The organism is Bacteroidia bacterium (assembly GCA_037045145.1).
GTDB lineage: Bacteria > Bacteroidota > Bacteroidia > AKYH767-A > OLB10 > OLB10.
This window is the reverse complement of record JBAOIA010000011.1, coordinates 1,226,277-1,249,319: the sequence shown is the minus strand read 5'-3', so window position 1 is coordinate 1,249,319 and position 23,043 is coordinate 1,226,277. Positions and strand designations below refer to the sequence as shown.

The 23,043-nt window shown below is 35.2% G+C and carries 20 protein-coding genes; 14 read left to right on the top strand and 6 right to left on the bottom strand.

The window, feature by feature from the left end:
• Positions 1 to 20: 20 nt before the first annotated feature.
• The 3 genes from V9G42_06515 to V9G42_06505 all read left to right on the top strand — a co-directional run bounded on the left by V9G42_06515 (position 21) and on the right by V9G42_06505 (position 2,115).
• The gene (locus tag V9G42_06515; GenBank protein MEI2759073.1) at positions 21 to 644 is read left to right on the top strand and encodes a hypothetical protein; all 624 of its coding nucleotides are present in this window, start codon (positions 21 to 23) and stop codon (positions 642 to 644) included.
• The gene (locus V9G42_06510) at positions 644 to 1,618 is read left to right on the top strand and encodes a hypothetical protein (protein MEI2759072.1); all 975 of its coding nucleotides are present in this window, start codon (positions 644 to 646) and stop codon (positions 1,616 to 1,618) included. Before V9G42_06515 ends, V9G42_06510 begins: the two co-directional genes overlap by 1 nt.
• Before the next feature lie 80 nt (positions 1,619 to 1,698).
• On the top strand, positions 1,699 to 2,115 hold the full coding sequence (locus V9G42_06505) for an EamA family transporter (protein MEI2759071.1): 417 nt from the start codon (positions 1,699 to 1,701) through the stop codon (positions 2,113 to 2,115).
• 16 nt (positions 2,116 to 2,131) lie between these two features.
• Here the strand turns inward: V9G42_06505 and V9G42_06500 are convergent, their stop codons facing one another.
• Positions 2,132 to 2,872, bottom strand: a complete 741-nt coding sequence (locus V9G42_06500) for a biotin--[acetyl-CoA-carboxylase] ligase (protein MEI2759070.1) — start codon at positions 2,870 to 2,872, stop codon at positions 2,132 to 2,134.
• An 82-nt stretch (positions 2,873 to 2,954) separates the two neighbouring features.
• On the opposite strand from V9G42_06500, the gene rsfS reads away from it, so the two are divergent.
• The 6 genes from rsfS to V9G42_06470 all read left to right on the top strand — a co-directional run bounded on the left by rsfS (position 2,955) and on the right by V9G42_06470 (position 10,320).
• Positions 2,955 to 3,401: a ribosome silencing factor gene (gene rsfS / locus V9G42_06495; GenBank protein ID MEI2759069.1), complete on the top strand. Its 447-nt coding sequence runs from the start codon at positions 2,955 to 2,957 to the stop codon at positions 3,399 to 3,401.
• A gap of 122 nt (positions 3,402 to 3,523) precedes the next feature.
• Positions 3,524 to 5,539 carry an ATP-dependent zinc metalloprotease FtsH gene (gene ftsH, locus V9G42_06490; GenBank protein ID MEI2759068.1) on the top strand — a complete coding sequence of 672 codons (2,016 nt, stop codon included), beginning with the start codon at positions 3,524 to 3,526 and terminating at the stop codon, positions 5,537 to 5,539.
• A 3-nt stretch (positions 5,540 to 5,542) separates the two neighbouring features.
• Positions 5,543 to 6,196, top strand: coding sequence for an LUD domain-containing protein (locus V9G42_06485; GenBank protein MEI2759067.1), 654 nt, complete (start codon positions 5,543 to 5,545; stop codon positions 6,194 to 6,196).
• A 193-nt stretch (positions 6,197 to 6,389) separates the two neighbouring features.
• Complete coding sequence (locus V9G42_06480; GenBank protein MEI2759066.1) at positions 6,390 to 8,195, top strand: hypothetical protein; 1,806 nt, start codon at positions 6,390 to 6,392, stop codon at positions 8,193 to 8,195.
• Between the two features lie 207 nt (positions 8,196 to 8,402).
• Positions 8,403 to 9,392, top strand: a complete 990-nt coding sequence (locus V9G42_06475) for a polysaccharide deacetylase family protein (protein MEI2759065.1) — start codon at positions 8,403 to 8,405, stop codon at positions 9,390 to 9,392.
• Positions 9,385 to 10,320 (top strand): hypothetical protein, encoded by a 936-nt coding sequence (locus V9G42_06470; protein MEI2759064.1) that lies wholly within the window; start codon positions 9,385 to 9,387, stop codon positions 10,318 to 10,320. Before V9G42_06475 ends, V9G42_06470 begins: the two co-directional genes overlap by 8 nt.
• Positions 10,321 to 10,432: 112 nt before the next feature.
• On the opposite strand, the gene V9G42_06465 is transcribed toward V9G42_06470, so the two are convergent.
• Both V9G42_06465 and V9G42_06460 read right to left on the bottom strand, forming a co-directional pair.
• The gene (locus V9G42_06465; GenBank protein MEI2759063.1) at positions 10,433 to 11,536 is read right to left on the bottom strand and encodes a T9SS type A sorting domain-containing protein; all 1,104 of its coding nucleotides are present in this window, start codon (positions 11,534 to 11,536) and stop codon (positions 10,433 to 10,435) included.
• 28 nt (positions 11,537 to 11,564) lie between these two features.
• Positions 11,565 to 12,728 (bottom strand): homogentisate 1,2-dioxygenase, encoded by a 1,164-nt coding sequence (locus V9G42_06460; GenBank protein ID MEI2759062.1) that lies wholly within the window; start codon positions 12,726 to 12,728, stop codon positions 11,565 to 11,567.
• Between the two features lie 184 nt (positions 12,729 to 12,912).
• Between V9G42_06460 and V9G42_06455 the strand changes: the two genes are divergently transcribed.
• Positions 12,913 to 13,890 carry a glucosaminidase domain-containing protein gene (locus tag V9G42_06455; GenBank protein MEI2759061.1) on the top strand — a complete coding sequence of 326 codons (978 nt, stop codon included), beginning with the start codon at positions 12,913 to 12,915 and terminating at the stop codon, positions 13,888 to 13,890.
• A 61-nt stretch (positions 13,891 to 13,951) separates the two neighbouring features.
• Positions 13,952 to 15,652: a M23 family metallopeptidase gene (locus V9G42_06450; protein MEI2759060.1), complete on the top strand. Its 1,701-nt coding sequence runs from the start codon at positions 13,952 to 13,954 to the stop codon at positions 15,650 to 15,652.
• A gap of 4 nt (positions 15,653 to 15,656) precedes the next feature.
• Here V9G42_06450 and V9G42_06445 read toward each other — a convergent pair whose 3' ends face one another.
• From V9G42_06445 to V9G42_06435, 3 genes are read right to left on the bottom strand one after another with little or no spacing between them, the layout of a single operon-like run.
• Complete coding sequence (locus V9G42_06445; GenBank protein MEI2759059.1) at positions 15,657 to 16,532, bottom strand: MBL fold metallo-hydrolase; 876 nt, start codon at positions 16,530 to 16,532, stop codon at positions 15,657 to 15,659.
• Entirely contained in the window at positions 16,513 to 17,799 is a 1,287-nt protein-coding gene (locus V9G42_06440; protein MEI2759058.1) for a hypothetical protein, read from the bottom strand. Before V9G42_06440 ends, V9G42_06445 begins: the two co-directional genes overlap by 20 nt.
• Position 17,800: 1 nt before the next feature.
• Positions 17,801 to 19,099, bottom strand: a complete 1,299-nt coding sequence (locus V9G42_06435) for a hypothetical protein (GenBank protein MEI2759057.1) — start codon at positions 19,097 to 19,099, stop codon at positions 17,801 to 17,803.
• 120 nt (positions 19,100 to 19,219) lie between these two features.
• Here V9G42_06435 and purL point away from each other — a divergent pair, with 120 nt between their 5' ends.
• From purL to era, 3 genes are all read left to right on the top strand, one after another.
• The gene (gene purL, locus V9G42_06430) at positions 19,220 to 21,451 is read left to right on the top strand and encodes a phosphoribosylformylglycinamidine synthase subunit PurL (protein MEI2759056.1); all 2,232 of its coding nucleotides are present in this window, start codon (positions 19,220 to 19,222) and stop codon (positions 21,449 to 21,451) included.
• A gap of 17 nt (positions 21,452 to 21,468) precedes the next feature.
• Positions 21,469 to 22,095: an FMN-binding negative transcriptional regulator gene (locus V9G42_06425; GenBank protein ID MEI2759055.1), complete on the top strand. Its 627-nt coding sequence runs from the start codon at positions 21,469 to 21,471 to the stop codon at positions 22,093 to 22,095.
• 66 nt (positions 22,096 to 22,161) lie between these two features.
• Complete coding sequence (gene era / locus V9G42_06420; protein MEI2759054.1) at positions 22,162 to 23,037, top strand: GTPase Era; 876 nt, start codon at positions 22,162 to 22,164, stop codon at positions 23,035 to 23,037.
• Positions 23,038 to 23,043 lie beyond the last annotated feature (6 nt).

The window sequence follows — 23,043 nt, the reverse complement described above, 5'->3', positions numbered from 1 at the left end:
AGAGTTAAAGCGATTTTTTTATGTCAACGAATAAAACCGATTCCAAAGAAAGATCAATCAGAGTTTCAAGGATTGAAAGAATACATCCATACAAAACAATACTGTTTTTCGGCATACTAATTAGTTCATTGTTATTTCTTACATTATCGTTTTTGTTTTTGATAACACAAAACGAAAACAACAATATGCCGCCTACATTACCTAAAGTTTTTACACTAAGTACAATTCTGTTATTGTTTGGCAGCTTTACCATCTCCAAAGCCGTTAGTGCTTTCAGAAAAGATTCGTTCGAAAAATTATTAAGAGCAACCATTTTAACAACTATCCTCACAACACTGTTTCTTGTGACTCAGATTGTCGGATTACATGCTATGCAAAAAACAGGATACTATACCCACATGCCGTTTAATTCACATTATTTTTTCGGCATCATTGCATTACACATGGTTCATGCATTGGCAACTGTTGCATACATGATTTTTATTACCTACAACGCCTTTCATCAATCTCACGATGTGATAGACTCATTGTTATTTTTCAGTGATCAGGGGCAATTGCTGAAGTTAAACACTGCTATAGTGTTCAGCCATTTTGTAAACTTCAGTTGGCTTGCCATTTTTCTAATGTTTCTTTTTTCATTTTAATGATTCGCAAAAGTCATGCAGCACCATTAGTTCTTTTACTTACTTTATTTCTTTCCTGCAAAAAAGAAAAATTGAATTTAGTCTTTGAAGAAATAAACACTCCTACAAATTGCAACCTCAACAATCTTTTTATTTTAAACGATAGTGTTGTGTTTGCCTGTGGCGGGCAAACGGGCAATGGTGTAATACTCCGCTCGTCAGATGGTGGTCAGTCGTGGCAATTATTGAATGATCAATTTGACTATAACATACACAGTTTATTTTTTTTAGACAATCAACATGGATTTTGCGGAAGCGACTCAACACATGTTTATCAAACAAATGATGGTGGCATCAGTTGGCAAATGCATTTTGACTGGGAAGGAATACCTTTTCAATACAGTTCTCCACTGCGCAGTGTTTGTTTTGTAAACAAAGACACAGGATTTTTTGCAGGAGGAAAAAACTTTGACCGTGGCATTATTTATTCAACAACCGATGGAGGTGAGCATTGGAATGTGTCGGGCTTTGAACATGAACTTCGATGCATCACTCCTACTGCTGCAGGCATCCTTTCCGGTGGCTATGGCACCATGCTTTTAAGTAAACAAAACACTGCATTTGAAACATTAAATTGTGACCGCTCTTTTTATACCGGAATTGCCTTCAGCAATACAACAGATGGAGTTGCCTGCAGTTACAACGGTGCTTTATACCATACAGATAATGGTGGAAACACTTTTAGTTTAGCAGATAAAAAAAATCAAACTTTTGGAAAAAGTGAACATTTTCTATGCATTGATGCCCGCAAAAACAAAATTATTTCAAGCGGATTAGGTGGATTTACAGCCGTAAGTACTGATGGGGGTGAAAACTATGACTCGGGATATAGCCTGAATAATTCAAGAATAAATTCTGTTAAATTTTTAAATGATACCATTGCCATTGCTTCTTCTGATTTTGGTAAAATTTTCAGAATACACTTCAGCGATTGATTGTTAAAATTTGTGACTTGTTACTACTTTGCTTTTTATAATTTAAAGTATTTATAAATAAACATTTAAACTAAAAGATAATGTGGTGGTTTTATGCAATACTCTCGGCAATATTTGCTTCCCTTACTGCAATTTTTGCAAAATCAGGTGTGGCAAATATCAACTCAAACCTTGCAACAGGTATAAGAACAGTTGTTGTTTTAGTAATGATTTGGTTAATAATTTTATTGAAAGGAGAAACAAAAGGAATGACCGCTCTTTCAAAACAAAATATTATTTTTCTGATACTTTCCGGTATTGCCACAGGGCTGTCATGGCTATTTTATTTCAAGGCTTTGCAAACAGGCAATGTGTCGCAAGTTGCACCGATTGACAAACTTAGCCTTGCGCTTACCATAATTCTGGCAATAATTTTCTTAGGAGAGACACTAACTATTAAAACAGCTATTGGTGCAAGTCTGATTATTGCCGGCACTTTGGTTTTGGCAATAAACTAAGCTTCCAAACTTCTCCTTAACGGACTAAGGAGATTTCTTTAACATCATACAAATGCTTTTCTCCATTTTCTCTTTCAACAATCAATAACCCCATTGGTGACAGCCCTTTTATTTTTCCCTGAAAAGGTCCGTCAGCATCTTTAAATAATGCCGTTTCATTCAGCTTATAAAGATGAGTCAGATATAACCGATCAATTTCTTCAATTTTTTTTTGCTGCAACATCTGATAATATACCTCAATATTTTCATGCAACTTCACAGCGTTGATTTGTGTATCGGCTTTAACCCCCGAATTTATAAACACAGAAGTAGCTGAGTTAAGGCCCACCTCAAAAACTTGTTGATTGAAATTTATGCCAATACCTGCAATCGTTGCATAAATATCAGCTCCTCTCAAAATATTTTCAATAAGTATTCCGGCAACTTTTTTACCTTCAATCAAGATGTCATTAGGCCATTTTATACGCACCTGATTTGAATAATCAGCTAACAAATCACATGTTGCAAGAGCTATACATTTACTTAATACAAAAGCTTCGGACGCTTTTAAAAAATCCGGATATACTACAATACTCATCAGCAGATTTTTACCTGCCTCACTTTGCCAGCTGCTACCCCGCTGCCCACGTCCTTTGGTCTGATAATCAGCCGTAACTACTGAGCCTTCAGGCAGCTTTTCTGACATAAGCTGTTCATGTAAAAAACTATTTGTGGACTCAGTCTCATGGAGATTAAACCAGATAGAATTTTTAAACATGACACAAACATAGTTACTTTCCTTATTTTTCCTATTTTTGTATCTGACTCGAATCAATAATTTTTACAATTTGGCAAAAAGAATGAATCCTGTAAAGGATAAAGATGAAACTACGCCTGTGAAAGCTGCCACGCTAAAAAAAACCAAGGCAAGGCAACCCAAGCGTCAATTAAAAGACAATACAGAGAAACTACTCACGGTTATTGTTGACAGTATAGAGGATAAAAAAGGAGAGCGTATTGTTGTCTTAAATCTTAAGGAGTTAAATAATGCTATGGCAGATTATTTTATCATCTGTCAGGCATCAAATAAAACACAGGTTGAAGCAATTGTTAGAAATATAGAAGAAAAAGTAGAGAAAAAGTTAAAAGAAACGGCAGCACATATTGAAGGTAAGCAAAACGCTGAATGGATACTACTGGATTACTTTAATGTGATAGTACATGTATTTTTGGCAGATAAAAGAGATTTTTATGCACTGGAAAAACTATGGGCAGATGCCTCATTGGTTAAATTTGCAGCCCAATAATAAACAAAACTGCCAATTTGCCGTTTGCATGATTGTTGATTACAAGAAAAACTAAAGATTGAATAAAAAAGATGTCAGAAGAGAATAAAAGCGGAGACAAAAAGAAATCACCATTTGGCAAAATGCCAAAACCTCCAGGGAAGGGTTTTAATTTTTCGTGGATTTATGCCATCGTATTCCTGCTGATTTTTGTCATTTGGGTATTAGGCCTTGGCGATAAGCCCAAACTGACCAACATGAATGAGTTTGAAAAAACCATGCTAACAACACATGATGTAGAAAAAATTGAAATCGTTAATCGTGAACGTGTTGAAATAACCATTAAAAAAGACAAGCTAAACCAAGAAAAATACAAAGCTGTTAGTCATAAACCTTTTGGCAATGGCTACAATCCCGGCCCACATTATTACATGCCCATTGGTGATGTTGGAAATTTTGAATCAAAGTTAGAAGCTATTCAAAAGGACTTCCCCGAAAACGAAAGAATACAACCTGAATACAACAATAACGACCGTTCTATTCTTGAAGTGTTGTTTTGGAATTTATTGCCGTTTATCATCATTGCTGTAATCTGGATTTTTATCATGCGTAGAATGGGTGGCGGTGGTGCCGGCAGTCAGATATTCAATATCGGAAAATCAAAGGCCCAGTTATTTGATAAGGACTTGAATGTCAAAGTGACATTTAATGATGTTGCCGGGCTTGAAGAAGCTAAGGTGGAGGTAATGGAGATTGTTGACTTCCTTAAAAACCCAAAAAAATACACACAACTTGGAGGTAAAATACCAAGAGGTGCCTTGTTGGTTGGTCCTCCGGGAACCGGTAAAACGCTTTTAGCTAAAGCTGTTGCCGGTGAAGCACAAGTGCCTTTCTTTTCGCTATCAGGATCAGATTTTGTAGAAATGTTTGTAGGTGTTGGCGCATCACGTGTACGTGATTTATTCCGTCAGGCAAAGGAAAAAGCTCCTAGTATTATTTTTATTGATGAGATTGATGCTATAGGCCGCGCGCGTGGCAAAGCACCATCTTTCAGTGCTAATGACGAACGCGAGAGTACACTCAATCAGTTATTGACAGAGATGGATGGTTTTGGAAGCAACACAGGGGTTATCATCCTTGCAGCAACCAACCGTGCCGATATTCTTGACCGTGCATTGTTGCGCCCGGGTCGTTTTGACCGACAGATTTATGTTGAACTTCCTGACCTTACAGGACGTGAAGAAATTTTTAAAGTACATACAAAAATTCTTAAAATAGATCATACTGTTGATATTAAATTCCTTGCCCGTCAGACCCCCGGATTCTCTGGTGCTGATATTGCAAACCTTTGTAATGAAGCTGCTCTTATAGCTGCACGTAAAAATAAAACAGCCATTGGAAAAGATGATTTTCTTTCTGCAGTTGACAGAATTATTGGTGGACTTGAAAAGAAAAATAAAATCATCACCAAACATGAAAAGAGCGTTATTGCCTATCATGAATCGGGTCATGCAACAGTAAGTTGGTTGTTGGAACATGCACATCCTTTGGTAAAAGTTACCATTGTCCCCAGAGGAAATTCCTTAGGTGCTGCCTGGTATCTGCCAGAAGAAAGACAACTCACCAATAAAGAACAGATTTTTGATGAAATATGCGCTGCTTTAGGTGGTCGTGCTGCCGAAGAAGTGATATTTGGAACTATCAGCACAGGTGCACTTTCTGATTTGGAAAAAATAACCAAACAAGCCTATGCAAGTGTAAGCATCTTTGGACTAAATGATAGAATTGGAAACATCAGCTACTATGATTCCTCCGGTCAGCAAGATTATTCTTTCAGTAAACCCTACAGTGAAAAAACTGCAGAGATTATTGATGAGGAAGTAAAAAAACTAATTGACTTAGCTTATCAGCGTACCAAAAAACTGTTGGTTGATAACAAGGAAAAATTAGACAAACTGGCGCACAGACTACTTGAAAAAGAAGTGATTTTCAAAGAAGATTTAGAAGAAATTTTCGGTCATCGTCCATGGGGTGAGTCAGAAAAAGCCACCTTCAATTCTTTCATTACAGATGGCGAGCCAGAACCGGAGAAAACTGTTCCTCCTGCTGTTGATACTCCTCCTCCATCAAATATTCCTCAAGGATCAATTCAGGTTTAATTTATGGACGAAAGTACCAACAGAGAAAAAGTTCTAAAAAAGGTACGCAGTGCATTAATTGCTAAAACACCCAATCCGTATCCAAATCTGGATATGGACAAGGTTGTATTTAATTCCACCTCCTATTCACCTGAAGTACAGTTTGCTGAAAATTTCATACAGCAAGGCGGACAATTTGTGCTTTGCAATGGTCGTGTTGAACTTATGGAAACCATACTTGGTGTTTGCGATGCCAATGATTTTAGTGAGGTTGTTTGTGTTGACCGTAACCTTTCAGCCTTTTTTGATGAGTTTGAATTCCCACATCAAAGTGTGTTTTCCGAAGAAGACGATACCGACATTCAGGTGGTGATTATTCCCTGCGAATGTTTAGTTGTACGAAATGGACTTATTGTTTTATCTGATGAAAACATACACCATAAAGCCTTGCTTCGGGCTACACAAAATTTGGTTGTCATTGCACATACACAGCAACTTATCCCTGATTTAACTGAAGCATTAACTTATGTCAGGTCTCAAAATGACACCGATATGCCTTCTGAATTACATGTTGCAACACCAGACTTTTTGAATCAAGCCCAAAATACTCTTGAGCCTAATGCTCCTTTAAAAAGCATGACTGTTATTCTGATTCGACCATATGACAGTGAATTATGAAATTTTTATTTGAAAACTTCATTATTAAGGCTCATGAACTCAACTCATTATTCATTTTAAAACTTCAATTCAAGATAATTTCAAAATAAATGACAAATATCAATGGTAACATCAATTGAATTAACGTAATTTGTAATATCTATATCATTTATATTCGTCAACCCCTACATTATATTTTAAATAATTTATATCCATGAGTCATTCTGATTTGCATCGTTTTCATATTCCCGTTATGGGACTTGCCTTTACGGTTGACACACCTGTTAAGGTAGCTCGTTATGGGATATCATCAGTTGTTTCCATTATTGAGCATAACATGCTTGAAGTTATGCGCGAGTTTTATTACAAACAAAACGGAAAAGACTTTACTGCAATTACCAAAAAGGACGAAGATTATCGCGCTAAAAGAGTAACTGCATACCTCAACATTATAAATGATATTGTTTTAAAACAAATTACTGATTTACGTAATGAGTCGTTTGAAACAGGTAAAGAAATCAATAAATATTTTGAAATGTTACCTGACACTTCAGAAGCAAAGCTACTTTACAGAAAAATGCAGGCATGTACAATTCAAGTGGAGAAAGAACAGATGCAACAACAGCTACGCACACTCATAAAGAGTGGTGCAATTGATGTAAACATCATGACCAAGGTTGATAGAATCAACTACGATAAAAATGAACAACCATTAGCACAAGAAATGTCTGATGCACACAATTCATTACGAGGTTTTGCACACAGTAATCTAAACTCTTCTATTGTTTTTTCCGCAGGACTTAACCCACGTTTATACTCTTATTGCGAAAAGTTTGATGATTTTTTCCCTGACGAGACAGGATTTGTTAAAAAGAAAATTACTCTGAAAGTGAGTGATTTCAGATCGGCACAAGTACAAGGTCGCTTCTTTGCGAAAAAAGGAATTTGGATTTCTGAATTCAGAGTTGAATCAGGACTTAATTGTGGTGGACATGCTTTTGCTACCGATGGTTTATTGTTAGGCCCTATTCTGGAAGAGTTTAAACTAAATAAAAATGCATTGTATGATGAGTTGTTCAACACTTGCCAGGCGGCATTAGCTCAAAAAAATAAACCACAGTATAAGGAGAAGCCTAAGATGAAAGTTACTGTACAGGGAGGCATTGGTACATCTCAGGAAAACGATTTCCTTTATCATCACTATGAGGTTGATCTTACAGGCTGGGGAAGTCCGTTTTTATTAGTTCCGGAGGCTACCAATGTTGATCAGGAAACATTAGGTTTATTAGCTACTGCCAGCAAGGATGATTATTATCTGAGTGAGGCCTCTCCACTTGGTGTGCCATTTAATAATTTCAGAAAATCTTCTGCCGAGAGACAACGTAAAGAACGTATTGCCAAAAACAGACCAGGCAGTGCATGTTACAAAAAATTTCTTGCATTCAACACAGAGTATGGTGGAGAACCTATCTGTACAGCTTCAAGAAAATATCAACATCTTAAACTGCAGGAACTAAAACAAGGAAATGTGGAGCCATCACAAAAACAAATTGATGATCTTCTTATTAAAGATTGTTTGTGCGAAGGATTAGCTTCCCCTGTTATGTTGGTAAATAATGTGCCTGTTCCACATAATCTGAATGCTGTAACCATTTGTCCGGGTCCTAATCTGGCATATTTTTCAGGTACCTTTACCTTGCAAGAAATGATAAATCATATTTATGGACGAGCCAATGCGCTAAATTCATTATACCGCCCGCATATGTTTATCAATGAACTAAACCTTTATATTGATTATCTCAAAAAGGATATTCAAAAAAGTGCTGCTAAAATAAATGACAAGAAAGAAAAACAGTTGCAATTATTCAAAGAAAACCTTTCAAAAGGAATTGAATATTACCGGAATCTAAGCAACAAACTTTCAAATTTTACCAAAACAAACATTGAGAATTTTCAGAAAGATTTACAGGAATGCGAAAACATTCTTAAATCAATGTTAGTTGAAGAAGTTCAATATTAAGCTTCAATTCTTTATAATATTTTACTTTTTCTAAATACACATCACACTTTTTAAAGTAAACATGTTTACTGTCTCTGTTTAGTTATTTAGAATTGTTTACTGAACCATTGTTGTCAAGAATAAGCTTAGAATGCAACTATCTAAACTTCTTTTACTCCTATTTTTATACTAAATTCGTATTTTAAACAAAAGAATCATCTGTCTATCATGAAATGCGGAAAGTTTGTTATATCGCTTGACTTTGAACTCATTTGGGGCGTTAGAGATAAAAGAACTATTCAATCCTATGGAGAAAATTTAAGAGGAGTACATCAGGCAATACCCAGGCTATTAAATCTTTTCGATCAATACAAAATAAAGGGAACCTTTGCGACAGTAGGATTTTTATTCTTTGAAACAAAAGCTGAGTTGCTTGCAAATACGCCTAAGAAAATTCCTGCTTATACAAATGTTGAACTATCTCCCTATGAAGGACATTTTAATTTGTTAGGTGAAAATTACAAAGAAGATATTTATCATTTTGCACCTCAATTAATCAATGAAATAAAAAAACATCCGGAGCAGGAAATCAGCACACATACATTTTCACATTATTATTGTCTGGAGAATGGTCAAACGCAGGAAGATTTTAAAGCAGATTTAGAAGCCGCATTACAAATTGCAGAAAAAAAAGGCATTACAATAACTTCAATAGTCTTTCCTCGAAATCAGTTTAATGAAGAATATATAAAAATTATTAAAGAGCTTGGTCTTATCAGCTATAGAGGAAATGAAAATTGCTGGCTCTATAAAGCTAAAAAAGGTGAACAAGAAAGTTCTTTTCGAAGGGCATTAAGATTAATTGATGCTTATTTCAATATTTCCGGACACAATTGCTATAGTGATGATTTTTTAATTAGTAAATTTCCTATGGATATTCCGTCAAGCAGATTTTTACGTCCTTACAGCAAATCACTTAAAACTCTTGAAGGATTTAGATTAAGACGTATTCTATCAGGAATGACTTTTGCGGCTAAACACAATCAAACTTATCATCTGTGGTGGCATCCTCATAATTTTGGAACAAATCAAAATGAGAATTTTTCATTCCTTGAAAAAATACTTGAACACTATCAATTTTTGAATCATAACTACGGGTTCAAAAGTATTACTATGTCACAACTATCATTGGATTTAAATAACAAGACTCATGGCTGAATTAATCAAGTTCAGTAAAATAACGCTACAGGATCTTACCGTTATTCAAAAAATAGCACTTGAAAACGGAGGCAGCAAAACAATTAATGAGTCAAATTTTAATCATTGGTACTTAGAAAATCCTACGGCATCAAATTCAATTTTAAAGGTTGAAGTTGATAATACTATTGAAGGTTATGCTACAACAAATAATTTTGTTTATACTCTTGATAATAAAAATTATCTCGTTGCACTTCCACAAAATGTTCTGACAACTGAAAAATGCAGGGGTAAAGGACTCTTTGGCAAATTGTATTATTTAACAGAAAAAGAAAATATAGAGACCAATCATGTTGATTTTTTCCTGACATCAACAAACTCCTTGAGTACACCAATTTTTCTGAGTAAATTTGGTTATTTACGAGGCTTCTGCCCTCCTATTCTGATAAAACTGTTTTCACCATTTAGCCTATTCTCCAAAGTAAATTATAAACCGGTAGATGATTTAACTTCCATAAAGATTAATCATTTCAATTTGAATAACTCCAGAAAAAAAAATATGAATTATTTTCAATGGCGCTATTCCCAAACCAACAAAAAAAATCTTAAGGTAATTTCAGTTATTGATAATAATCAAACTATTGGCTATGCTTTTTTAATTGCACAAATTAAAAAGGGATTTAGAGTCCTGATGTTGGCCGATATTATCTGCAGTAATGAAAAATTTTATTCGAAAATCATAAAAGCTTGTCACACCTATGCTTCAAAGAATTTTTATGTAGGTTTTCTCATGTTTGAACTTCAAAATGAAAATATTAACCACGGAAGTAATATTAAACTAAAAAACAAATTCAATTTTTTGGTAAAAGGTAAATGCGATGATGAAACCAAAAAACTCAGCCAGATTAAATTCAATTATTTTTTTGGAGACCTAGACTACTTTTGGTAAACTCAATCAAAAAATAATAGTTACTACATCATCATAAAAAAATGCAGTATTTCACAAAATTGGTAATACTGCATTTCAGTAAAAAAGATTATTCTTCAATACATAAAACTCACTAATCTTTTCGAATCATTACTTTTTGAGTCTGACTAAATTTATCAGTCGTTATTGTCAGAAAATATACACCTGCACTAAGTAATTGTGAGCCTATTATTTTCTGATGGCCTCCTATGCTTTGGGCACCTTGCTTTTCATTCATAACTTCCACGCCTTTCATGTCGGTGAGTTTAATCGAAACTTGTCCCGGTTGCGTAAGTGTGTAATTGACTACAAAATATTTCTCAGCAGGATTTGGTGCAACAGAAAAATTGCTCAACAACTCCGTTGATGAAAGTCCAACACTTCTTAAAGAATCAATATAAACAACTGATGCAACCGTTTCTGTCCCTAAAACATCGGTAGTATTTATCTGCAAAACCGGAATTTTCTCATTGTTTGTAATCCATTTGTATTCTACAGCTTTAGGTCTGTCCATTGAATAACCAAATCCTAATGTATCGGCATAAAGTGTATCATGTGCATACAATTCTGTTTTAATACGCAGTGCATTAAAAGTACCGTAAGGTGTCGTAATTGTTCCCCAACCATCAACCTGATTAACACGTTTTTGTTCAAAGCCATAATATCCTAGTCCGCTTAATGAAAAATTCCATGCTGCCTGGCAGGAGTCAACATTGTTAAATGCAATCGGGAAATTATATAAGATATCTTTACTGCTAAACGCTATAGGTGTCTGAAACCCACTGATGGTAATACCTAAACCCTGTTGTTTATAGTCACCATTGCTTTTGTAATAAAAGCTGTAGGGATCACTTAATGTAATTGGTAATCCGGGAATAGTTGGTAACGTACCATAAGGAACTGCAATATTAGATCTGTTGCTGTTTAAACCAATATTGGCAAAATATACAGAATAAGTTCCACCGGTTGAACTTACGCTAAGAAATTCTAAAGTATCCTGACTTTGAGCAATCATTGAACTAAAGTCCCAAGTTTGATTTGCGCCTGTTGTAGTAAAGTCAATTGGTATGGTTGCATCAGCATTGCTGACCAAAATATTATCGCCTGCTCCGGCAAAGTCGCTTTGTGTGAGCGTAATTTGTGCATGGCCACAAAATGCCGATGCTAAAGCAATCATTGTTGTGTAAAGTTGTTTCATTTATTTATTTATTTGTTTGTTTTAATCGTTATCCGTTTTCTACCCACGATTTATAATAATCAGGTATCATAATATTCATAGCTTCTTTTGTAAGCCAAAGAGGTTTAAAGGTATCTATCATCACAGCCAGCTCTTTTGTTTCTTTAGCACCAAGTGATTTTTCAACTGTACCCGGATGTGGGCCGTGAGGAATACCTGCAGGATGTAGTGTAATTTGCCCTTTGGTAACATTCTTTCGACTCATAAAATCACCATCAACATAATACAACATTTCATCAGAGTCGATATTAGAATGATTATAAGGAACAGGAATTGAAAGTGGATGATAGTCAAACAAACGTGGCACAAATGAGCAAACAACAAAATTGTGTGCTTCAAATGTTTGATGAATTGGCGGTGGGAGATGTATCCTGCCTGTTATTGGCTCAAAGTCATGAATCGAAAAAATATAAGGGTAACAGTATCCGTCCCATCCAATAGCATCAAATGGATGCGTAGCATAAACAAAAGGATACACAATACTCTCTTTTTTTATCATAACCAGAAACTCACCTTTTTCATCATAAGTCTTCAGGTTTTGTGGTCTGCGGAAGTCGCGTTCACAAAAAGGACTGTGTTCTTCAAACTGTCCATACTCATTTCTATATCTGCGTGGTGTTTGAATTGCACTAAATGAGTCAACTACCAACAACCTGTTTTGCTCAGTATTAAAATGCAATTGAAAAATTGTTCCTCTTGGTATAACTATATAATCGCCATAACCAAAGTCTATGCTTCCATATATTGAGTGAAATGTTCCACTGCCTTCATGAACAAAAATCAATTCATCGGCATCGGCATTCTTTAAAAAATAATCTTTTGTTGACTTACGTGGAGCAGCTAATGCTATTTGCAAATCGTTATTTACTAAAACCGGCTTCTTACTCTTTATATAATCATCTTCCGGCTGTACATTAAAGCCCTGAAAACTTTGATGCAACAACGAGCGTTTCATAGCAATTTCGGGTTCACGAGAAAATGGCTCTCCGGCACTTTTTATCATTGTTGGCGGATGACAATGATAAATGAGAGAATACATATTGCTGAAGCCATGGGTAGAAAATAGTTCTTCTGCATAAAGGCCGCCATCAGGCTTACGGAATTGTGTGTGTCTTTTGTGAGGGATTTTTCCCTGTGAATAGTATTGGGGCATGGTGTAAAAATAGTGTTATGCAAAGTTATAGTAAATCGTAAAAGAAACCCTGAATCATCAAACAATATATTCCATCCTGATTTTCAACAGTTGTATGTTAACACTAACCAATAACAACTCATGAAAACAGGCCGTTTTTAGTTTAAACTTGTAAAATAAAATACAATTTACCCGGTTATTGAATATGAATATGTTAAGCAAAAGCATTGCAGTTGTATTTATCAGCATTCTTGCATTTTCGCACGACATGCTGGCACAACGCATGAAGACTGAAGATTATATCAGTCGCTATAAAGAAGATGCTATTAAGGATATGATTAAAACAGGTGTTCCTGCCTGTATAACATTAGCTCAAGGAATTCTTGAAAGCGAAAGTGGCAACAGCAAACTTGCCATTGAAGCCAATAATCACTTTGGCATCAAGTGCCATAAAGAGTGGCAAGGGAAGCAATTTCATCAGGATGATGATGCAGAAAATGAATGTTTCAGAAAATACAACAATACCTTAGAATCTTTTGACGACCATTCAGACTTTCTTCGTTCAAGACCGCGATATGCATTTTTATTTGAACTTCAACCTACGGATTACAAAGGATGGGCACATGGTTTGAAAAAAGCAGGTTATGCTACAAATCCAAACTATGCACATAAACTTATTGATTTGATAGAGCGCTTCAATCTTGAAGACATCAACAATGAAGCAATAGCACGAATGAATGGCAAACCAATTCCGGAACAGCCAGCATTGGCACGTAATGTAAATCTTCCAAAAGGTTCGCCATCGGCAAAAGAAGTTGAGAAAACTACTGTCATAAACATCACCCCTCCTTCCTATTACTCAGAAATTAATAATGTAAAATATATTGTTTCAAAAAAAGGTGATACCTGGCTGAGTTTAGCCAAACAAAATGAAATGATGTTGTGGCAGATGCTTAAATATAATGATGCCTCAAAAGATGATGTACTTAAAGAAGGAACTATTGTTTATATAAAACCAAAAAGAAATTCGGCCAAGCAGGATTATCACATTGTAAAAAAAGGTGAGACCATGCGTGATATTTCACAGCTGTATGCTATTAAGTTAAATAAACTTTACAAGAAAAATCAATTGGAACCAGGAACAATACTTGAACCCGGCATGAGAATAAAACTCAATAACTAAAAACAACAACCACCAGACTGCCGGGCTAAACGAATGTTTGGTCCGGCATGTTTTTTTAAATATGAAAGTTGCAAATTTCTTAAACTGTATTTTTACTTTAATAATCAGCAATGCTTATTCACAACAGCCTATATCACCTTTAAGCCCACTTACAATTCCTCTAATCCAGAAAGGAAACTATGGTGAAGTAAGAAGTAATCATTTTCATTCAGGCCTTGACTTTTCTACACAATCAAAAATCGGATTTCCGGTCATAGCCAGTTTTGACGGTTATGTTTCGCGAATAAAAACCTCTGAGAATGGTTATGGAAAAGCAGTCTATATAGATCACCCTAACGGGCTTACAACAGTGTATGCACATTTACATCGTTATGGAAAAACTATAGAGTCATTTGTCTTTGCTGAACAGGAGAAACAAAAAATTTACAGTGTTGAGTTGTTTCCTGAAAGAAATAAAATTATGGTCAGGCAAGGTGATACAATAGGCTGGTCAGGAAACTCAGGCGGTTCGTCAGGGCCACATCTTCATTATGAAATCCGAAACACAAAAAGTGAAAAACCTTTAAACCCTATCAGCTACTTTCCGCAGATTAAAGACACCATTCCGCCACTGATTAAATCAATTACTATCTACTCCATCAAAGAAGATTTTTTGAGCATTTTCCCCTGGCATGAAATCACTCCTGTTGAAACATCGGCAGGGAATTACAGATATACCGATTTAATTAATGCATCCGGTGAAATTGGAATTGGATTTTCAGGCTACGATCAGGCTAACAATGATAATGCAATTTTAGGTATTGACGAAGTAGAATTATATGCAAATGAAAAACTGGTTTTTGCAAGAAAAATGAGTAACTTTTCTTTTGATGAAACAAGAAATGCCAACGGACTAATTGACTATTCAAAAGGTCAGCGGACAGGAAATATTACCGAGCGATGCTACAAACTACCGGGAGTAAAATTCAGTCAATATGTATTTATTAAGAATAGCGGTGTTGTTGTTTTAAAAAATGACAGTAGTGTAAATTTCAGGCTCATGTTACGTGACGGTGCAGGAAATATTTCGCGCTGTGTTTTTACTATAGTTAACAACAACGGTACAAAACCTAAAAACACCGTTGTAAAAAAAGGAGAATTGTTGGAATATAATAAGGCAAACAAAATTCAATCGGACCGATACAGGCTTTCGATAACGGACGGAGCACTATTTCGGGATTATTATTGTGATGTCATCATTCGTAAGGGAAACAAATCGTTTATTGCTCCACAAATTACTATTGGAAGCACTTCTGAAGGCTTGAAAAAAAATGCTATGCTAAAAATTAAATCAGACGTAGAAGGTGACTCACTCAATAGCAAAACAATAATGGTAAAAATTGCTTCAAATGGAACCACATCACCGGTATCAGGAATTTTTAAAGATGGCATGTACTCAGCAAGCATCAGTGACTTTGGCACCTACTCACTCATGGTTGACAGCATTGCTCCAGTAGTTGAAAATATTTCCACTTCATTCGATTCGGTGTTTAATTGCACAGTACTTGAAGTAAAGGTAGCAGACAACTTTTCGGGAATCAAAAAATACTCCTGTACAATTAACAATAATTGGTACTTATCTGAATATGATAGAAAATACAATACAATTTATATATTATTAAACCGATTCACAGAGAGAAAGTTCAATTTAAAAGTGAATCTGACTGATGCCTGTGGTAACACAACAATATTTTCTAAGGAAATTATTTTACCTCAGAAATAACAGCTTAAATCTCACTTAATTTAAATAAGGAGTTTACGCTCACACCTCTTTCTGTTTCCATAAGATTACAACACTCGTTAGCCGGGTCGTGTTCTAAAAATAAATTAAGATTATTATTCACCGCATATTTCAAAAATGCTTTCTTCTCTTCTAATGTTATGAGTGGTCTTGTATCGTATGCCATAACATAAGGCAACGGAACATGCGCTGCAGAAGGCAATAAATCAGCCATAAAAATTAATTTTCCATTCTTATATGGAATCAAAGGCAAAGTCATTCCATCGGTATGGCCTCGGGCAACAACAAGGTCAATATCGGGATGGAAATTGTTCTTTTTAAGAATTTCAAATCCGCTTGACATATCTGATGTTCCTTCAAAAAACTTTAACTGTCCGCTTTCCTTTATTGGAAGAATATTCTCCTTTAAAAAACTGGCCTTCTCCCGAGCATTTGGCTCTGTTGCCCATTTCCAATGATCGGCATGACACCAATAATTTGCATTTTTAAATGCCGGCAAAAATCCATCTCTTGATGAATTCCATTTTATACTCCCACCACAATGGTCAAAATGCAAGTGTGTCAGAAAAACATCAGTAATATCATCGGAGTGAAATCCGGCTTTAGATAACGATTCTTCCAGTGTATTGTCACCATGAAGATAATAGTGCGAAAAAAACTTTTGACTCTGCTTATCTCCAATACCATCATCAATCAAAATAAGTCTGTTTCCATCTTCAATCAGCAGGCAACGCAATGCCCACGTGCACATATTATTGTCATCTGACGCATTTAATTTTTGCCATATAGATTTCGGAACTACTCCAAACATAGCCCCGCCATCTAATTTAAAAAAACCTGTATCAATTGTCTGAAGTTTCATTTTTTAAAATTTTATCTTTATACTGTAGTAAAAACATATACATGCCGGCAATAAGAAATATTAGTACTGGAGCTTTAAACCGCAAAATAGATGCTTCGAGTGCGCAGGTAAAACCTACAAGGCAATAAAAAGAAATTAAAAACAACAGAAAAGCAAAATGGTAGAGTGAATAAGTATTCTTTCTATCAAATGCAGCATAAATATTCATCAACACCATAATAAGCACAAAGAGATTTTCAATTGCAGCAGCCTTCCATCGTAAGCCTGAGTTGGTATAGAACCATGGCACTGTGATAACCTGATAAAAAGCTTTGGGTGTATTCTTAATAATGCTAGCGTAGCTTGCAGCAATAATGGGCGGCTGAATGTAGCTTTGTGCATTTTCATAAATAGAGTTCTTCATTGAACTTTGCTGCACCAAGGCTATTGTACCCGCTGCATTGCGATCTAATATTTTATCATATACAACCACACTAAGAATTAAATATAAAGCAAAGACACCAACTATCACTAATCGTGACATCCATTTTGAACTCAATTTCAACTTTGCCATACTGATATAAGCTATAATTGCCGGAGTAAAAAAGAATATAAAATGTGGCTTAATTAACCAAAGCAAAAAGAATAATATAAAACAATAAATCTTCATCCGCAAGGATACCTTAAATTGAGTGAGGCTGAAAAAGAACAACCCTGATATTGCAATTAATAGTGTTTCTTTTAAAATTCCAGAACTAAAAAAAACTACTGACGGAAATAGCATCAGCAAAAGAAACAAACTAAATCCGTTTGAACGTGTAATATGAATGGTTGCTTTATAAATTGCTGTCAGTCCGCAAAAAGATAAAAAACTAAAAACAATAGAATGAACCAGGATATTTGAAAAGGCAAAAATGTGAATGAGCGAACACAATTTAATCATAGTTTCTCCATCATTCCACATTGGAAGGTTTTTCCAGTTCAAAAAATGATGATATGCCACACTATTCGAACTATCATAAATTCCAAAAAATAATTTCAAATACCCATAAGGATTTTCTACTCCATAGTCTAGAAAAGACTTACCTGCTTCATAAAAAAAATATCCATCATCACCACCATAAATCTTTTCTGCATTGAAAGTGATAATAATTCCGGCAAAAGCTTTAATGATAAACAGGATACAAACAAAAGCACGTGATACTCCTTTAAGATCAAAAAATCGGTGATTGCCAATCAAAAGGCAAATAAGTAATATATAGACTAATGGGATAAAGAATATTTCCATCTCAGATTTTCTTTGAACTAAAAATCATTATTCTTCTTTTTAGCTTATCAAAATCTGTCAAATATATCAATAGAAAGAATAGAAAAGGTAATGCTTGGATTTTATATCGAACAATTGCTCCCATGACTGGTGTTACCAAGCCAATCAATTCAAACAAAGAAAAAGTATAAAACACTGCAACCCAAAACAATGGAGATGCCGATTTCGGATTTTTAAAGTTTAGCAGAACAACAATCATTAATAAACCAAAAAATAAATTTTCGAAACCTGAAAGCTGATAAAGCAAATTACTACTCTCAAAAGGATAAGGCCTGAAAAAAGAATGCCACAGCGCCTGTGGTGTATTTGCAAATGCATTCCACTCTGATGGCGCCAGATAGTTTATAGGTATGGTGCTGTTTGCATGATAATCATGTGCAAGATCAACAAATTCTGCCTGCTTGTTTGACAACAATTCCATCAACCCAAAACCCGGAATTATAAAATTAAGATTAATCAATATCAGATAGTAAACTGTAACTATAGAAACAAAAATCAACAATACATTTTTTCTGTAAACAGAAGTAATCTGATATGCTGCAAAGAGTGGCAACAGCAAAATAAAATTGTGGAACTTTATCATCATCAGAAAAAGTAAAAAAAACAAAACTCCAATAATCGTTGCCGGCTTTCTCTCCTGACTCAACCTATTCAAAAAGTAAAGCACCATTCCTGTTGCAAACAAAATCAATGAATCTTTCAGCAATCCTGATCCCCAAAACAATACTGAGGGAATAAAAAATATCCCCAAAAACAGAACTTTTTTGAGCATTGGAAGTGTCTGTACAAAAAGTTTGAGTAGTGCAGTGAGTCCAACAAATGACAAGAAACAATAAAATACTGCATGCACATGATAATATCCCAAACTTATAAATCGCAACAGAGCATTAATCCTTATCTGAAAGCGATAATCATTAAATAAGACTACTTTATTATACCAATTATGCATAATGTCATAGTAGGGAAGCAAATAACTTGCCTCACTATTAATTCCTGAAATTGCCTGAAAAAACCAAAGCGGGTGCTCAAAAGCAAGATTATACAAAACCTTACTATCATCAAAAAATTTAAAAGTGTCGGCAGTCAGTCTTTCCGTATAATATTTTGAATAAATTATCCCAAGTAAGACGGCAAAAATTAGTTTAACAATAAAAGCTGCTTTAAGCCACCAGACAGGAATTCCTTCAATCCTGAAAAATGGCAATTTATGAATGATAAAAACAAAAAATGCTATATACCCAATGCTAAGAGCCGCTTCCAATGTAAGGTTGTTTGAAAATATTCATATCATAGAATAACCTGTTTATTACCTCAATAGGTTACCTTTGCGCAAAGTAACATAAAAGTATTCTGAAACGAATTTATACATCAAAAATAAAGAATGGAAAGTTTGAAAGAAACAACAGTTGAAACAGCAAAAAAATTAGGTCTTTTGCCTGAAGAGTTTGATAAAATATGCACACTATTGGGTCGTAAACCTAATTTTAATGAATTAAGCATTTACTCTGTGATGTGGAGTGAACATTGCTCCTATAAAAACTCTATTACCTGGCTGAAAACTTTACCTCGCGAAGGACCGCATATGCTTGCCAAAGCAGGAGAAGAAAATGCAGGACTTGTTGATATTGGCGACAACCTTGCCTGTGCTTTTAAAATAGAATCGCACAATCACCCATCTGCCATAGAGCCCTATCAGGGAGCTGCTACAGGCGTTGGTGGAATTAACCGTGATATTTTTACAATGGGCGCACGACCTATTGCACAACTTAACTCTTTGCGTTTTGGCAACCTGAATAATGAGCGAACTAAAATGCTTATGCGTGGCGTTGTTAAAGGTATTGGCGACTATGGCAATGCCTTTGGTGTGCCAACAGTTGGTGGTGAAGTTTATTTTGAAGATTGTTACAATACGAACATTTTAGTCAATGCCATGAGTGTAGGAATTGTGGAACATGGCAAAACAGTAAAAGCAATTTCTGAAGGTGACGGTAACAGTGTTTATATAGTAGGCTCTGCAACAGGAAAAGACGGAATACATGGTGCCACATTTGCTTCAGGCGACTTGCACGAAGATTCGCATGAAGATTTACCCTCTGTACAGGTGGGCGATCCTTTTCAGGAAAAGCTTTTACTTGAGGCAACACTTGAAGTTATTGCAACAGGTGCTGTTGTAGGCATGCAGGACATGGGTGCTGCAGGAATTATTTGTTCTACCTCTGAAATGTCGGCCAAAGGAAACCACGGCATGATTATACATCTTGATAAAGTTCCTACAAGACAAAAAAATATGGAGCCTTGGGAAATTTTACTTTCAGAGTCGCAGGAGAGAATGCTCATTGTGGCAGAAAAAGGTAAAGAACATTTAATTAATGCTGTTTTTGAAAAATGGGATTTAAACTGCACATGCATTGGCGAAGTTGTTAATGGACAGCAATTAAAATTCTATATGAATGAAACGTTGGTTGCTGATGTTAACGCTGAATCATTAGTATTAGGTGGTGGTGCACCGGTTTATAAAAGAGATTATAAAGAACCCGCATACTTCAAACAAAACAAATTGTTTAACATAGATAAAGTTGAAGTTCCATCTGATCTTATTACCGTTGCCAAACAATTGACATCCCATCCGAATATTTGTAGCAGACGATGGGTTTATACGCAATATGACAGTATGGTGGGCACTATTAATATGAGTATTAACAAACCATCTGATGCTGCCATTGTAAATATTAAAAACTCAAAAAAAGCGCTTGCTGTATCTGTTGATTGTAATGCAAGATATGTGTTTGCAGATCCAGAACAAGGCTGTGCTATTGCAGTAGCAGAAGCTGCACGAAATATTGTTTGTACAGGAGGAGAACCTTCAGCTGTTACCAATTGCTTGAACTTCGGCAATCCATATAACCCTGAAGTTTACTGGCAGTTTGTTCATAGCATTAAAGGCATGTCAAAAGCTTGTGAAAAATTCCATACTCCGGTGACAGGTGGAAATGTCAGCTTTTACAACCAGTCGAAAATAGGTAATGAAGATGTGCCCGTTTACCCTACTCCAACTATTGGAATGATTGGTATTATCAGTGATAAAAACAAAGCAGCAACATTGTCTTTTTCAAATTCAGGTGATCAGATATTTTTGATTGGCTCTTCTAAAAACTGTATTGCATCATCACAATATCTTGTCAGCACACATGGCATCAACCACAGTCCTGCACCGGAATTTAATCTCGATGAAGAATATGATGTTCAACAACTCATAAAACAATTAATCAAAGCCGGATGTGTACAGTCTGTACACGATGTTTCTGATGGTGGTCTTTTTATTTCATTGCTTGAGTCTGCCATCATTAATAGTGTAGGGTTTGAAATCAATTCTGATGAGGATATAAGAAAAGATGCATTTCTTTTTGGCGAATCTCAAAGTCGTGTTGTAGTTAGTGTTTCTGAAGAGCAAATGGATGAATTTATAAGCTTAGTAGCTGATTCAGGAGTTGATTTTACCAATCTTGGTGTTGTGACACATGGCGACATCATTGTTGACGAAGAAAAATTCGGTAACATCAGTGAATATTCAAAACTCTATCAGGAAAAACTTGAAAGTGTGATGGCCTACTAAAATCATTTTCTCTTCTTATGTACATCTCTGAATATTTCCGCAATACCAATTTTCACCAACAGGTTGACTTCATAAAGGAAAACAGTTTTGGAATTTTAATAACGCATTCAGAAACCAAAATGTTTGCTACTCATATTCCACTGACGCCTTTGGTAATAGACAACAATCTTGTATTACACGGTCATATTTCAAAAGAAAACCCACAATGCAGCACTTTATCTGATGGCAACGATGCTTTAGTGATTTTTTCAGGCCCGCATTGCTATATTTCTTCCTCTTGGTATAGCCATGAAAATGTTTCAACCTGGAATTATCAGGCGGTACATTGTCATGGTAAAATAAAAATACAATCGGAAATTGAGCTGCTTCAAAGCTTAATACAACTAACAGATCATTACGAATCGAAAGAAGAGAAACCAAAATTTTTTGATAATATAGACGCTAAAGTTATTCGTGAAAATTTAAGTGGGATAATTGGATTTGAAATTGTTGTTTCACATATTGATGCAAAAGATAAACTTTCGCAAAACCGAAATAAGAAAGATTACGAAAACATTGTTACCTATCTCCAAAAACGTGACGATGCCATGTCTGGTGCAATTGCTAATGCCATGCTTAAAAACAAGGATAATACAGCAGGATGACATCTAATTTTATCGAAGTAAATTTTGTCCCATTTTCTTGACTACCTTCGCAGGAAAAATTTCAAAGTGCATAAAGCAGGATTTATAGCTATTGTAGGCAAACCAAATGCAGGAAAATCTACCCTTTTAAATACTCTTTTGGGGCAGGACTTAAGTATAGTAACGCATAAGGCTCAAACTACACGGCATCGGATAAGAGGTGTTGTTTCACAACCAGATTATCAATTGGTGTTTTCTGATACACCGGGCATTATCACACCAGGATATCAGCTGCATCAACGAATGATGACGTTCGTTCAAAGTGCATTTGCTGACGCTGATGTCGTTCTGTTAGTGTACGATGCTCTGGGAAATGATATGGATGCAGAGAAATTTAAAACACTGCTTCCAGGTGACAAAAAATTAGTTGTAGCATTGAACAAAATTGATTTAAGTAATCAGGAAGAACTTGAAAATATAGTTCAGAAAATTGAGCAACAGCTAAATCCTGATGCCATAGTACCCATTTCTGCAAAAGAAAAATTTGGTGGTGATGTTCTCATTAAAACTCTATTACAATTTATTCCTGAAGCACCTCCCTATTTTGATAAAGACACATTGACTGATAGAAATGAAAGATTTTTTGCTGCCGAAATAATTCGTGAGAAAATTTTTCTACAATATGATAAAGAAATACCATATAGTGTTGAAGTTAGTATAGAAGAATTTAAAGACACTCCTAAGCTGACTAAAATCAAGAGTTATATTTTTGTAGAAAGAGAATCACAAAAAGCCATTTTATTGGGGAAAAATGGTTTGGCAATAAAAAAGTTAGGTACTGACAGCAGAAAGAAAATCGAAGAGATGACAGGCAAAAAGGTTTTTCTTGAACTGACAGTAAAGATAAGAGAAGACTGGCGGAATAACGAGCAACAGCTGAATAAATTCGGCTACAAAGAATAACAAATA